The following is a 13508-nucleotide window of genomic DNA, read 5'->3' as shown; positions in this document are numbered from 1 at the left end:
CCGACGCCCATCGCCTGACCCCTTGGGGCAAGGCAATCTATAAGCGCCGCAAGGAGACGGTCGAGCGCTCGTTTGCCGATGCCAAGCAGCTTCACGGGCATCGCTATGCCCGCTTTCGAAGTCTCACCCGCGTCGCATGCCAGTGCCTGTTGGCTGCGGCCGCCCAAAACATCAAGAAGATCGCAATGGCGCTGACAAGAGCGCCAAAACCGGCCACCGCGTGAGCCAACGCCCCTGCCTCGCCTCCACCAAAACACCGGTCGCAAAAATCAAATCGCCAAAAACAAAACCCGCCGAAAATATCGACGGGTTTGTCAGCGGTCTGAGGGGGCCAATCGGCCCCGTTTTCTTGCTTAGAGCAGCGTGCCACTGAGGATCAGCAGCGCGACCGAGAAGTAGATCACCAGCCCGCTCACATCGACGAGCGTGGCGACCAACGGGGCGGAGGCGCTTGCCGGATCAAGCCGCAGCCTCTGCAGGATGAACGGCAGCATGGAGCCCGCCAGCGAACCAAACGTGACAATGCCGATCAGTGCGGTAAAGATCGTGACGCCGACCAGGACCCAGTGCTCGCCGTAGTCATAGAGCCCGATTTTTTGCCAGAGCACGATGCGGGCGAAACCGACCAATCCCAGGATCGTGCCGAGCACGATACCCGTCGGCAGCTCGCGCATCAGCACGCGCCACCAGTCGGAGAGCTTGAGCTCGCCGAGCGCCAGCGCCCGGATGATCAGCGATGTCGCCTGCGACCCGCTGTTGCCGCCAGAGCTCATGATCAGCGGCACGAACAGCGTCAGCACGATCGCCTTCTCAAGCTCGCCTTCGAAATGCTGCATGGCGCTTGCCGTCAGCATTTCGCCGAGGAAGAGGGCGCACAGCCAACCAGCACGCTTGTGGATCATGCCGGCAAAGCTGATCTTGGTGTAGGGCTTGCCGAGGGCTTCCATACCACCGAATTTCTGGGCGTCTTCGGTCTGGTCGGCGATCATCGTGTCGATGACGTCGTCGACCGTGACGATGCCGAGCATGTGGCCGTCCTCGCTGACGACGGGCAGGGCGAGCAGATTATGCTTGCGGATCAGCCGGGCGACATCTTCCTGCGTCATCAGCGGATCGGCACGCACAACCCCTTCCTTCTGCGCAACGGTCAGGACCGATTCGCCGGGCTCGCCGGTGATGAGGCGGCGGAGTGTGACGACGCTCGTCAGCGCGCGGCTGACCGCATCGAGGACGTAGATCGCATAGACCGTCTCGCGCGAACGCTCGACTTTGCGCACGTGCTCCAGCGTCTGTTCGACAGTCCAGGTGTCGGGCACGCTGACGAATTCGGTCGTCATGATGCTGCCGGCCGTGCGGGGCGGATACCCCATCAGGTGCTGGACGGCGAGACAGGTCGTGCGGTCCAGCCGCGAGAAGAGGTGTGCACGAACCTCCTCGTTCATTTCCTGAAAGAGGTCGGCGACACGGTCGTTTGCCACGGCGTTCAACAGCCGTGCGGCATGCTCGACCGGCATGTCTGCAAGGATCGCGGCAGCGTGATGCAATTCGGGACGTCCGAGAATGCGCACGGCCTTTTGCTGCGGCAGCGTAACCAGGATTGCTGCGGCTTCGGATATTTCAAGTGTGTTCAGCTGTTCGACGCGCTCGGCCGTGGTGATCGGGCCGAGGTGGTCGCTGCTGAAGAAACGAGCGGCATGGCCCGCCCGCAGTGGGAAGCGATTGATGTTCATAGGCTCGCCTTTCCGTCGATCCGCCGTAGCGTCCGACGGGCGAGCCCGACGGAGTCAGGTCAGCGCACGAGGGCCGCGTACGGCAAAGGCAATCGACTGCTACTGTCGCTTGGCATCGTGATGATGGCTCCGTTGATATCCGCGGAAAATGGAGGTGATCCGCGTAAGGCTCTAGGTGGTCTCAATTGTCAAAAAAGTCAAGCGCTTGAGGTGCTTGATGCCAGAATGCCGCACCTTCCGGCGCGGCATATCGTTCGAGCAGCGTTCTTTCGAATTTGCGGCCGCTGTCGACTATGCGTTGACGCCGGGGGCGGCCGCGTCAGGCGCTCCGGCCACGGCGATCGAGGCTTAGAGATGCCACGAACACAAAGATGCCGATAAACGACAGGATGGCGCCGACATAGCCGGTGGCGGCGAAGCCATAGCCCTGTGCGATAACCAGGCCGCCGAGCCAGGCGCCCAGCGCATTCGCAATATTGAATGCCGAGTGGTGAGATGCCGCAGCAAGCGTCTGCGCGTCCGCCCCGACATCCATCAATCGGGTCTGGACAGCGGGACCGGCAGCAAAGCCGCAACCGATGCAGAATACGCAAAGCGCCAGCATGAACGGATTGGCAGCCGTGAGGGAGAACAGTGTCAGCACGACGATGTTGAACACAAGGCAACCGCCGATCGTTCCCATCAGCGATTTGTCGGCAAACCAGGAGCCGACGACATTGCCGACGTTCATGCCGATGCCGAAGATGATTAGCATCACGGCCACCATACTTTCCGGCAGCATTGCAACCTCGGTCGTGGTTGGCGCGATGTAGCTGAACATGGCGAACATTCCACCGAAGCCGACGGATGCCGTGGCGAGCGTCAACAGGACCTGCGGACGCTTGAAGGCGCCGAGTTCGCGCTTGAAGCTTGCGCCCTCGGCAACTCGGTCGCGTGGCACGTAGTACCAGATCAGGGCGACCGTCAGCAGGCCGATAATTCCAACGATCGTAAAGGCAAGCCGCCAGTTGAGAGACTGCCCGAAAACGGTGGCGAGCGGGGTTCCCAGGAGGGTCGCAACCGTCAACCCGAGCATCACGCGGCCGACGGCGCGAGCGCGCTTGTGCATCGGCACCATGGATGCCGCGACGATCGCGGCAACGCCGAAGTAGGCGCCATGCGGCAACCCCGTGATGAAGCGCATCAACGTGAAGCTCTCGAAGGTCGGTGCCATCGCGCTCAACAGGTTGCCGACGGCAAAGATGCCCATGACGAGGAGAAGCAGCGAGCGGCGCGCCATCTTTGCGGCGAGAACCGCGATGATTGGAGCACCGATAACGACGCCGAGCGCATAGGCGCTGATCACGTAGCCGGCCTGCGGCGTCGTCACCGAGAAGGTGTCGGCGACCTTAGGCAAAAGACCCATGATAGCGAATTCGCCGGTGCCTATCCCGAAGCCGCCGCAGGCAAGCGCCAGTTGTACGAGCGCAATTGCCGCCGGAGACGTGGCCTCTTCTGCCGCCATCGTATCTATGGAATCGTTTACGGCGACCTGGCTCAAGAGGCACTCCTTGGCATTCGATAGGTGACATACGGGACGGGACGCAAGATGCGCCGGTGACCGGTAGGCCGGAGATGAAGGGAGATGAAGACGATGTTCCAATATCCCATCTATCAACGATAGATTGCTGCAGGTCGAGTGCGTTTTCTGCAGTGCAGCGTCCCCCGATTTGCATACGTCCCTTGCAAATTTGGGGGCTCTGTCGCCGCTCGCGGCGGCCGTGAGACGCGTTTCAGCTTGAAATTGCCGCTGCGGGAACCATCTGCTTTGCAGCGCCAACAGACTTTGCCTGTCGGGATGGATCAACGGGAGCCTGATGAAACTAGTTGGCTTTTTCAATCGAGATGGTGGAACGTTCAGGACCACCGACATGGAAGCCTATGAAAGGCGGGCCGAGGCGATCTTCAGGGAAGCGGGTCACGATTTCGATGCAATCGTCTTTTCCGGCAAGGAGATTGTACCCGCGATGGAGCGGGCGGCCCGCTGGGGAAACATCGATGGCATCGTCGCCGGCGGTGGCGACGGGACGATATCGGCGGCAGCGTCCATAGCCTGGAGAAACGGCGTCGCACTTGGCGTTGTGCCGGCCGGTACAATGAACCTTTTCGCCCGTTCCTTGCGCGTTCCACTCGATATCTGGCAAGCGCTTGAAACGCTGGCCTTTGGCGAAGTCGATCGTGTCGATATTGCCAGCGCCAACGGCAGGCCGTTCATTCACCAATTCTCGGCCGGGCTGCATGCGCGCATGGTGCGCTATCGAAATTCCTACTCGTACCGCTCCCGACTTGGAAAGATGGGGGCAAGCGCGCGGGCCGCATTTGGTGTCGTGTTGAACCCACCCGAATTCGAGGTCGAGTTCGAAGCGGGGGGAGTTTATGAGAGGCGCCGGGTCTCCGCGGTCTCGGTTTCAAACAACCCTTTCGGCCAGAATGCCTTGCTTTATGCAGACAGCCTCACAGGTGGCGAACTAGGCTTCTATACCGCCAATCCACTAAAGCCGCTCGGCGTCGCGCGTCTGGCGATCGATCTCTTGCGAGGCAAGGTGAGGGAGAATGCGGACGTGATGATCATGCATCCGGCAGAAGTGCATCTGCACTTTCCAAAGCTGCCGTCAAAGGCGAATTGCGTGATGGATGGCGAGCTGCGTCCCCTGGAGCGAGACGTTGCATTGAAATTGCATCCAGGCGAACTCAAGGTATTGGTCCAGCAAGGACTTGCAGCGCAAGTTGACGAAGCGGAGCGGCGCGAAGTCGCTCCCTAGCAGCTCCTGCTGGTGGCGCGCATCCCAGAAATCGCTCTGGATCGGTCGGACGAGCTGAGGGGGACGCCGGAGCTAGCGCGGATATATCCAGGCGTAGCCGAAGAGCCGTTGATCCTCCGGTCGCCCGCTGATGTAACCGATGCTTGTGTACTTGGTCGCCACTGCGGAGTATTGCGGGCCGAGGTTCTGTTCAATCCAGTTAACCAGCACCGGCGGTAGCGCCGTTCGGTCCTTGGAGGGGAGCCAAACCACCAGGATCGGCTTCTCCGCGGTCCAATCGTAATCGATAGCCAGATTGCCGAAAAACGTGGACATCGTTGGAACATCAGGCAACTGCATATGCATATTTCCCGACGCCGGCCAGCTGTCGGTGAGCACCAGCCCGGGACGCTTGCCTTCCTCAGCAATCATCTTGCCGGCAAACTCCTCGTAAGGCGCGTTGTAGGCCTCAGGCCGGCCGAAGAGTGACGGCGCGTGCGCGAGAACCAGACTCAGCGACGGGACGATGATCATGACCGCGAGAGGTGCGATAAAGAAGCGCCGCGCAAAATCCTGCGGTTGAATGCCTCGGGCCTGTATCTTCAGGCAAAACGCAATCGGCATCAGGAACAGGAGGGGCAGCACCCATCGGTCGCGCATGGATGTTATGCCGATGGCGAAAACCAGCACGAGAACCTGCACGCCAATCGCCAGAAATATCGTGTCGAAAAAGTGAGCCCAGATGGTCGTCGGTCGCAGACTGCGGAGGAACTTCTTGCCGAAAACGATTGCATAAACCGCAACAAGAGGCGCCATGATCACGAGCACCTGACCGAAGAACTCGGTCGGCCCCTTGATCAGTTTCGCGAGTACGCTGGTCGGCGCTTCCTGCGCCATGGTATTCAGCGTGCGGGTTGCGGCCAGGCCGATATTGTTAAGGAGCCAAAGGCCGTGCGGCGCGAAGATGAGGACCGCGATAGCCAGTGAAAGCAAGAAGCGACGGTCGAACAGGCGCTTCTGTCCCTCCGGATGCAGAAACACTGCAATGAGCGCTGCAAACACGACGAGAGTGAAGTTGTACTTCGACAGCATGCCCAGTCCCAGCGTGACGCCGATTGCCGCGTAGGAGAACAGGGATGGGGCCTTCAGCGTTTTGATGATGCTGTAGATGAAGAGGTTTATCATCAGCATCTGGGCGACTGTATGGGTCAGGTCCCTTTGTGCCTGCCAGAAAACCTGTGGAATCGTGAACAGCGAAAGCGTCGCGATGGCAGCAAACAGGCGATCATCGAGCACCAGTTTGGCCAGCTTGTAGTAGCTCAGGAAAAGAAGAAAAAGCACCAGGTTCTTGGTTGCGGCAATCGTTGCGATCGACAATCCGAAGCCGGACACCACCATCGCCTGCAGCCAGTTGTAGAGCGGCGGCTGGGTGTCGTAGCCGGCCACAAGCCATTGCGAGAAGAACGCCTGCTGGGACTCATCGACCCGCAGGCCGTTTGGCACGAGGAGGCGAACGACAAAGCTGACGACAAAATATGCCGCCAGCAGCAGGACAACCGCGTCCGGCTTGCGAGCCAGCAGATTACGCATTCTCACTTCCGTCGAAGACCTGGCGGACGATGTAGTTCGGCGAGGTGTCGTCGCGATAATAGGTACGGGCAATCATCTCGGCAAGAATGCCGGTCGTGATCAACTGCACGGAGGACAGCATGAAAACGATGCCGACCATCAGCATCGGGCGGGTGCCGATGTCATTGCCCAAGACGAACTTGTCGACGAACAGATAGAGCATCACCAGAGCGGAGATCCCACCCAGTCCGAGGCCCAGTGAGCCGAAGAAATGGCCTGGTCGTGCCTTGTAGCGCATGAAGAACATGACGGAAAGCAGGTCGAGGATCACGCGAAAAGTACGCGAGATGCCATACTTGGACTGTCCGTGCTGGCGGGCATGGTGGGTCACGACCATTTCGCCGATGCGCGAGCTTGGCACGACGCCGGCGACCCAGGCGGGGATGAAGCGGTGCATTTCGCCCATCAGCTTCACCTGCTTGATGATCGAGGCGCGGTAGATCTTCAGGCTGCAGCCATAGTCGTGCAGCTTCACGCCGGTAATGCGTCCGATCAAGTAATTGGCACACCATGAGGGAATCTTGCGTAGCAGGAGACCGTCTTGGCGGTTCCTGCGCCAGCCAACCAAAAGATCGAGCTCACGCCGCTCCAGTTCGGCGACCATGGACGGAATGTCTTTCGGGTCGTTCTGCAGATCGCCATCCATTGTGGCGATCAACCGGCCGGTCGCGGCGTCGATGCCTGCCTGCATCGCGGCCGTCTGGCCGAAATTGCGCTGCAGTTCGACGATCCTCAGCGTAAGGCCCTCGCGGCCGATGTGCTTGCGCGCATTTACCAGCGTGGCATCGGTGCTGCCATCGTCGATCAGGATAAGCTCCCAGCGATCGGAGTAGCCGACCATGGCCAAGCAGATGCGATCGACAAGCGGGCCGACGCTCTCTTCCTCGTTGAAGACAGGCACAACGAGCGACAATTCGACCGGCCGCATCGCTTCCACGAGGCCTTGACGTGGGTCTACTGTTGTCTGCACGTTTGAATTCTCCTACAAGGCGCACGGCCAAAAGCGGCATTCGCCGCGATAGTCAGGAAAGCCTACTATATGAAGTTTCCGGTTGTTGCCAGCCGACAATCCTGGTTTATCCGCAATCGGATGACGCTGCTGACGATTGTGATCGTGGCGACTTACGCGCTTTTCATCCAGTGGTTTTGGGGCTGGCCGGTCATTCTCGGACAATGGGCCGAGGTCGGTGCTATCCCGATTATCGCCGCTCTCGCACTTCTGACCAGCACCTACTTTCTCAGGACCTGGCGCATCTACGATTATTTTCCGAGAGAAACTGCGGGCCGCTTCAAGGTGCTTTTTCGCGTCACGCAGATTCACAATCTCCTGAATATCATGCTGCCGTTTCGAACGGGGGAGACAAGCTTTCCGGTGTTGATGCGCACCGAGTTCGGTATTCCGCTGGCGCGCGGCACGTCGGCGCTGTTCGTCATGCGCCTGCTTGATCTGCACGCCTTGCTGGCTGCCGCCGGCATAGGCTTCGCGATCGCGTCACCACACAACATCGTTGCATGGATCGTCTGGGTGTCCTTCCTGTCACTTCCGGTAGTCGCTTTTGCTCTAAGGCGACCCTCGTTGCGGCTTGCCGGCACGATGCTGCCGGTAAAAGCGCAGAAGCTGGTGGTTGAGGTTGAGAGGGGACTTCCTGTCGATGCCGCCGCTTTCACGCGCGCCTGGGCGATGACCGTCATCAACTGRCTGGTCAAGGTTCTGGTGCTCGCCTGGGCCCTCAACCTGATGGGCGTATTGCCGATGGCCGCAAGTTTCGGCGGGGCGCTTGGCGGCGAGCTCTCCTCTGTGCTTCCGGTGCACGCGCCGGGTGGCGTCGGCACTTATCCGGCCGGGATCACTGCCGGCGCCGTTGCCCTAGGCGCATCCAGCGAGAAGACGGCCCTTGCTGCCTTGGCGCAAGCAAGCATCAATGCGCATTTGCTGATCATCGTCTCGGCACTGACGGGCACTGCGATATCACTGCCGCTCGGCCGCAGCCGTAAGCTCTGAAATCCGTTCTCTCAGGAATGTCTGCTCTGGCGCCTGTTGACACAGCCTCAAGGCTGTCTCGTAGGCTGCAATCGCCTCGGCCTTCTGTCCCAATTGCCTCAGAAAATCGGCACGGGCCGAATGCGCAAGATGATAGCTCTCCAATTCTCCTGCCTGCAGGATGGCGTCAACGAGCTGCAAACCTCTTTCTGCTCCCTCCACCATCGCCACGGCGACGGCCCTGTTGAGTTCGGCAATCGGCGACCACTGGGCCGACAGCAGGAGATCATAGAAGCTGACGATGCGGCGCCAATCCGTACTCTCAGGCGTCTCGGCTCGCGCGTGCTCCGCAGCGATGGCCGCCTGCAGCGTGTAGATACCGACCTCGCCATTCCGCAGGGCGCCGTCGAGGCGCCCGAGACCTTCGCGAATCTTTTCACGGTCCCAAAGCCCGCGATCCTGATCGGCCAGGAGAATGAGACCTCCCTGCGAACTCCGCCTGGCGGCGCGACGCGAATCCTGAAGGAGTAGGAGTGCAAGCAGCCCCGAGACATCGGGGTGCGGCAGAAGGCGCGCGAGCAGCCGTGTCAGGCGGATGGCCTCCGAAGTGAGATCCGCTCGGACGACCTCCTCGCCGGACGAAGCGGAGTATCCCTCGTTGAAGACCAGATAGATCACATGCAGCACCCGGTCGAGCCGCTCCGGCAATTCGTCGCGCTCAGGGACCTCGTAGGGAATCTTCGCTGTGCGGATCTTGTTCTTCGCGCGTACGATGCGCTGTGCCACAGTTGGGGCGGGGACTAGAAATGCATGGGCGATCTCTTCAGTCGTAAGTCCGCATATCTCTCTAAGCGCCATCGCCATTTGCGCGTCGGCGGGTATGATCGGATGACAGCAGGTGAAGATCAACCGGAGCATGTCGTCTTGGATCAGGTCCACGTCGCCAATCTCCGTTTCATCGAAAGACCCGTATAGACTTTCCTCGATATCCTTCGCCGACATATCGAAACGCGACCGGCGCCTGATGTGGTCGATCGCGCGAAATCGCCCGGCGGAAACGAGCCAGCCGAACGGGTTTGCCGGAACACCATCGCGGGGCCACGTCCGCGCGGCGGCTGCAAACGCGTCGTGCAGGGCTTCTTCGGCCCTGTCGAAGTCTCCAAGGAGACGGATGAGTGTCGCAAGCACCCGGCGAGACTGCGATCGGTAGATATCCTCGATCAGACGTTCCAAGGTCTACTCCGGCAATGTCAGGATCCGCACCGGGCGGATTTCCACAGCGCCAATTCGCGCACATGGAATTCCAGCGGCGATTGCCTTTGCCTCATCCATATCGGAGGCATCGATAACATACAGGCCGGCCAGATGCTCCTTCGTCTCGACGTAAGGGCCATCAGTCATGCTAAGCTCGTTGTTGCGCACCCGCAGGACGACAGCCTTATCGGGCGTTTCGAGCGCATCGGCATGGATCAGCGTGCCCCGTTCGCGCAACCCTTCGTCGAAGCCGAAATGCGCGCGAACGACAGCTTCGGTTTCTGCAGGGGCCTGACGACCGTCGACATCGGCCGAATTGTAGATCAGGCAAACATAGCGCATCGCATTATCTCCCGTCTTTGATGGAATAGGCCGGCCGTATCTCGATCGAAGCGTATTTCAATATGGGGAACGTCGAGGCGATCCTCTCGGCTTCTTCCATGTCGGCGGCGTCGATCAATACGAAACCACCAAGATGTTCCTTGATTTCGGCGAAGGGACCGTCGGTTGCCGTCGTGACGCCCTGCCTCACTCGAAGAGTAACTGCAGATTCGGGCTCGTGCAGCGCAAGAGCGACTTGCAGGACGCCGCGGTCATGCCAGTGATCGTCGCTTGCGATGCATTCCTGCGTGACCACATCCCACTCTTCCTGCGGGACGAGCTTGCTCTTCTCGGTGTCGAACCAGACCTGGCAGAGATATTTCATGACGTCTCCCTCAACTATAAACCGGAATATCGTAGATCGGCCGGACTTCGATTGACCCTAGTCTTGCAAGCGGGATACCGGCCGCAACGCGAATGGCATCGTTCAGATCTTTTGCGTCGATAAGAATGAAGCCGCCGAGTTGTTCTTTTGTTTCTGCAAAAGGGCCGTCCGTCACTGACATTTCATCATTTCGAACGCGGACGGTCACGGCATTCCTTGGCGATTGCAGCGCCTGCGCGGCGATCATGTGCCCGCTGGCGATCAGATCATCGTCGTAAGCGAGGGACGCTCTGTCGAGGTTCCTTTTTTCCTCCTCGGTCATGGCTTCAAGCGTCGCCGGCTCGAACCAGACCTGGCAGAGATATTTCATCGTTCGCTCTCCCTGGCTGTCACGATCATTGGACGCTCAGCCTAGGGTGATTTCGACAGGAAGCGAAAAAATCTTTTTACGGAAATTTGGGTCGAAACGAGCACACTGGCTTCGACCAAGTGTCGTCAACAATATGGAGTGACGACGATGGGTTTTTTCGAGATCGTGCTGGCGAACGCCATCCGCGCAAGTCGCCAACAGAACAAACAGCCCTATCAGGCTGATACGGAACTGCCAATGATGCGGGCCACAATCGCACGCCTCGTTGCCGTCGCAGCCCTTTTTGCGGTTACGATTGTGGTGCTGGATGCCGCGGGCGAGCACTATGAGCGCCAACTTGCGACTAGCGCGGTCGCAGCCACTCGCCAATAAGGGAAACGGCCTATTGGAAGGCCGTTTCGAAGAAGCTTCTGAGCTTGCGCGAATGCAGTGCTTCCGGCGGCATTGCTGCGAGTTTCTGGATCGCACGGATACCAATTTGCAGATGCTGGTTGACCTGCGTCCTGTAAAAGGCGGTCGCCATGCCGGGCAGCTTCAATTCGCCATGCAACGGCTTGTCCGATACGCAGAGCAGGGTGCCGTAGGGCACGCGGAAGCGGAAGCCGTTTGCGGCGATCGTCGCCGATTCCATGTCGAGCGCGATGGCACGAGCCTGGGACAGACGTTTGACCGGGCCGCGTTGGTCGCGCAACTCCCAGTTCCTGTTGTCGATCGTGCCGACTGTGCCGGTGCGCATGATGCGCTTCAGCTCGAAGCCTTCGTAGCCGGTGATCTCTGCCACGGCGCCCTCCAGGGCGACCTGCACTTCCGCCAGTGCCGGGATCGGCACCCAGACAGGCAGATCGTCGTCAAGGACGTGGTCTTCGCGCATGTACGCGTGAGCAAGGACATAATCACCCAGGCGCTGGCTGTTGCGCAGGCCGGCGCAGTGGCCGAGCATCAGCCAGGCGTGCGGGCGAAGGACGGCCACGTGGTCGGTGATCGTCTTGGCATTGGATGGGCCGACGCCGATATTGATCATGGTGATCCCGGCATGCCCTTTCTTTTTCAGATGGTAGGCCGGCATCTGCGGGAGGCGCGAAAGCGTAACGTCGGTCTCGGGCTGATTGGAGCCGGCATGCGTGATGATATTGCCCGGCTCGACAAAGGCCGTGTAGCCATCTCCGCCTTCCGCCATCAGCTTGCGTGCCCAGATGCAGAATTCGTCGATGTAGAATTGGTAGTTCGTAAACAGCACGAAGTTCTGAAAATGCTGCGCGCCGGTCGCGGTGTAATGGGCAAGACGGGCAAGCGAGTAGTCGATGCGCTGAGCCGTAAAGGCGGCAAGCGGCGAAGGTTCACCTGGCGGCGGAATGTATTCGCCGTTGGCAATCTCGTCGTCCGTTGTGTTCAGGTCCGGCGTGTCAAACAGATCACGCATCGGAATGTCCATGAACGCCGCGGCGGATGCCTCGACATGGGCACCCTCACCGAACGCAAAGTGCAGTGGAATAGGCGTCGTCGATTCTGAAACGACGACCGGCACGTTATGATTTCTCATCAACAGGCCAAGCTGCTGCTTCAGATAGTGCCGAAACAGCTGCGGCCGAGTAATCGTCGTCGTGTAAATGCCGGGAGCGGTAACGTGCCCGTAGGACAGACGAGTATCGATGTGGCCGTAACTCGTCGTCTCGATGCTAACTTGTGGGTAGAAGGCACGATAGCGCGATGTAATTGGCGCGCCCTTGGCTAGCGTTGCGAAGCTCTCAACCAGGAAATGGGTGTTGCGTTCGTAGAGTTCTGTCAGCGCGTCGACTGCCTCGACAGGATCGTCAAAGGTTTGCGGCGCGAAAGGTGACGGAGACGAAATGTCGAGAGGGGAAGAGATTCGTTTGTTCATGCGGCATTATAGGGTGTTGTTCCTAACAAGCAAACGACGCGTCTAAAGGGATTGCAGAGATTTTTGGGGCAGCGATGTGCCGCCGCAGCCAGTCAGTTGCTTGTTCTGCAGAACGGGCGGCTGGCGTCGAAGCACGTATAGTTGGCCCCGAAGTGTGACTGCGCACCGCCACCGGCATTGCGGTTGACCGCAACCGAAAAGCTGATGGCGAAGACTGCTGCAAACAGCGTGATGATGGTGAAACGTCTTGCCAAAATGAGCATATCCATGCCTTTGCCCCGGTATCGCCTTAGCGTTGAGACAGTTTTGCCACGTTGTGGCTGAACCGGTGCTGAGATCATGGTTCATCAGGCGTTCAGGAAGCCGGGCAGCTTGAAGCGCGGCTGCTGCTTATCTCTTTGGTCCCGCAAAGGAGATTTTCATGACGGCACCGATTGAGCTTTATTACTGGCCCACCCCCAACGGCTGGAAGATCAGCATCATGCTCGAGGAACTCGGCGTTCCCTACGAGGTCAAGTATATCAATATCGGCAAGGGGGAGCAGTTCACGTCGGAATTCCCGAAGATCGCCCCGAACAACCGTATGCCGGCAATTGTCGATCCGGATGGCCCCGGCGGCGAACCGATCTCGGTGTTTGAGTCCGGCGCCATCCTCCAATATCTCGGTCGCAAGTTCGGGAAGTTCTATTCGACGGACGAGCGCACACGCGTCCAGATCGAGGAATGGCTCTTTTGGCAGGTGGGTGGCTTGGGCCCCATGGCTGGACAGGCGCATCACTTCCGCGGTTATGCACCGGAGAAGATCGAATACGGCATCAACCGCTATACCAATGAAGTGAACCGCTTATACGGCGTGATGAACAAGCGGTTGGCAGAGCGCGAATATCTCGCCGGGGACTACTCGATTGCCGACATGGCTTGCATCGGCTGGGTCGTTCCATACGAGAAGCAGGGACAGGACCTCAACGAGTTTCCCAACCTCAAGCGCTGGTTCGAGACGATGATGGCGCGCCCGGCCGTGGTCCGTGGCACGGCAATCGGCAAGGAAGAGCGCGAACGCAGCAATCTTGCCGATGACAAGCGCAGAAGATCCTTTTCAAGCAGCGCGCCCGCTGACAATTGACGCAGAAAAGCGCCCGGCTTTCCGGAGCCCGGCTTTCCGGGCGCTTCCTTTTGGAA

The 13508-nt window shown here is 59.5% G+C and carries 14 protein-coding genes and 1 pseudogene; 5 read left to right on the top strand and 10 right to left on the bottom strand.

All coding sequences use genetic code 11. The annotated features are described in order from the left end of the window. Positions 1-224 (top strand): transposase (locus AC1DPR_RS29340; protein WP_477817753.1); only part of this gene is annotated, 224 nt, incomplete at its 5' end. A gap of 129 nt (positions 225-353) precedes the next feature. Here AC1DPR_RS29340 and mgtE read toward each other — a convergent pair. Further along, entirely contained in the window at positions 354-1730 is a 1377-nt protein-coding gene (gene mgtE, locus AC1DPR_RS29335; RefSeq protein ID WP_113471042.1) for a magnesium transporter, read from the bottom strand. Between the two features lie 319 nt (positions 1731-2049). After that, positions 2050-3270: an MFS transporter gene (locus tag AC1DPR_RS29330; RefSeq protein ID WP_113471043.1), complete on the bottom strand. Its 1221-nt coding sequence runs from the start codon at positions 3268-3270 to the stop codon at positions 2050-2052. A 316-nt stretch (positions 3271-3586) separates the two neighbouring features. On the opposite strand from AC1DPR_RS29330, the gene AC1DPR_RS29325 reads away from it, so the two are divergent. After that, positions 3587-4531: a diacylglycerol/lipid kinase family protein gene (locus AC1DPR_RS29325; protein WP_113471044.1), complete on the top strand. Its 945-nt coding sequence runs from the start codon at positions 3587-3589 to the stop codon at positions 4529-4531. A gap of 72 nt (positions 4532-4603) precedes the next feature. Here AC1DPR_RS29325 and AC1DPR_RS29320 read toward each other — a convergent pair whose 3' ends face one another. After that, complete coding sequence (locus AC1DPR_RS29320) at positions 4604-6100, bottom strand: glycosyltransferase family 39 protein (protein WP_113471045.1); 1497 nt, start codon at positions 6098-6100, stop codon at positions 4604-4606. Beyond that, positions 6093-7109: a glycosyltransferase family 2 protein gene (locus tag AC1DPR_RS29315; protein ID WP_113471046.1), complete on the bottom strand. Its 1017-nt coding sequence runs from the start codon at positions 7107-7109 to the stop codon at positions 6093-6095. Before AC1DPR_RS29315 ends, AC1DPR_RS29320 begins: the two co-directional genes overlap by 8 nt. Before the next feature lie 69 nt (positions 7110-7178). Here AC1DPR_RS29315 and AC1DPR_RS29310 point away from each other — a divergent pair, with 69 nt between their 5' ends. After that, positions 7179-8141: a lysylphosphatidylglycerol synthase domain-containing protein gene (locus AC1DPR_RS29310; protein WP_477817752.1), complete on the top strand. Its 963-nt coding sequence runs from the start codon at positions 7179-7181 to the stop codon at positions 8139-8141. On the opposite strand, the gene AC1DPR_RS29305 is transcribed toward AC1DPR_RS29310, so the two are convergent. The 4 genes from AC1DPR_RS29305 to AC1DPR_RS29290 are packed head-to-tail and all read right to left on the bottom strand — an operon-like array spanning position 8109 to position 10450. Beyond that, the gene (locus AC1DPR_RS29305) at positions 8109-9353 is read right to left on the bottom strand and encodes an RNA polymerase sigma factor (protein WP_113471048.1); all 1245 of its coding nucleotides are present in this window, start codon (positions 9351-9353) and stop codon (positions 8109-8111) included. The two genes, AC1DPR_RS29310 and AC1DPR_RS29305, sit on opposite strands and share 33 nt — an antisense overlap. Before the next feature lie 3 nt (positions 9354-9356). Next, a complete protein-coding gene (locus AC1DPR_RS29300; protein ID WP_018116256.1) occupies positions 9357-9716 on the bottom strand; it encodes a YciI family protein in 360 nt (119 codons plus the stop codon). A 4-nt stretch (positions 9717-9720) separates the two neighbouring features. Beyond that, on the bottom strand, positions 9721-10080 hold the full coding sequence (locus AC1DPR_RS29295) for a YciI family protein (RefSeq protein ID WP_018857459.1): 360 nt from the start codon (positions 10078-10080) through the stop codon (positions 9721-9723). A gap of 10 nt (positions 10081-10090) precedes the next feature. After that, positions 10091-10450: a YciI family protein gene (locus AC1DPR_RS29290; RefSeq protein ID WP_113471049.1), complete on the bottom strand. Its 360-nt coding sequence runs from the start codon at positions 10448-10450 to the stop codon at positions 10091-10093. 147 nt (positions 10451-10597) lie between these two features. Between AC1DPR_RS29290 and AC1DPR_RS29285 the strand changes: the two genes are divergently transcribed. Next, on the top strand, positions 10598-10822 hold the full coding sequence (locus AC1DPR_RS29285) for a hypothetical protein (RefSeq protein WP_018116253.1): 225 nt from the start codon (positions 10598-10600) through the stop codon (positions 10820-10822). A gap of 10 nt (positions 10823-10832) precedes the next feature. Here AC1DPR_RS29285 and AC1DPR_RS29280 read toward each other — a convergent pair whose 3' ends face one another. Further along, a complete protein-coding gene (locus AC1DPR_RS29280) occupies positions 10833-12329 on the bottom strand; it encodes an AMP nucleosidase (RefSeq protein ID WP_018857456.1) in 1497 nt (498 codons plus the stop codon). A 92-nt stretch (positions 12330-12421) separates the two neighbouring features. Continuing rightward, on the bottom strand, positions 12422-12598 hold the full coding sequence (locus AC1DPR_RS29275; protein ID WP_192304192.1) for a hypothetical protein: 177 nt from the start codon (positions 12596-12598) through the stop codon (positions 12422-12424). Between the two features lie 152 nt (positions 12599-12750). On the opposite strand from AC1DPR_RS29275, the pseudogene AC1DPR_RS29270 reads away from it, so the two are divergent. After that, positions 12751-13445: pseudogene (locus AC1DPR_RS29270) on the top strand (glutathione S-transferase N-terminal domain-containing protein). The last annotated feature ends 63 nt before the right edge of the window (positions 13446-13508 follow it).

Source organism: Rhizobium sp. 01T417 (assembly GCF_056398905.1).
Note: the sequence above shows the minus strand (reverse complement) of the source record. Positions and strands in the feature narration are given on the sequence as shown.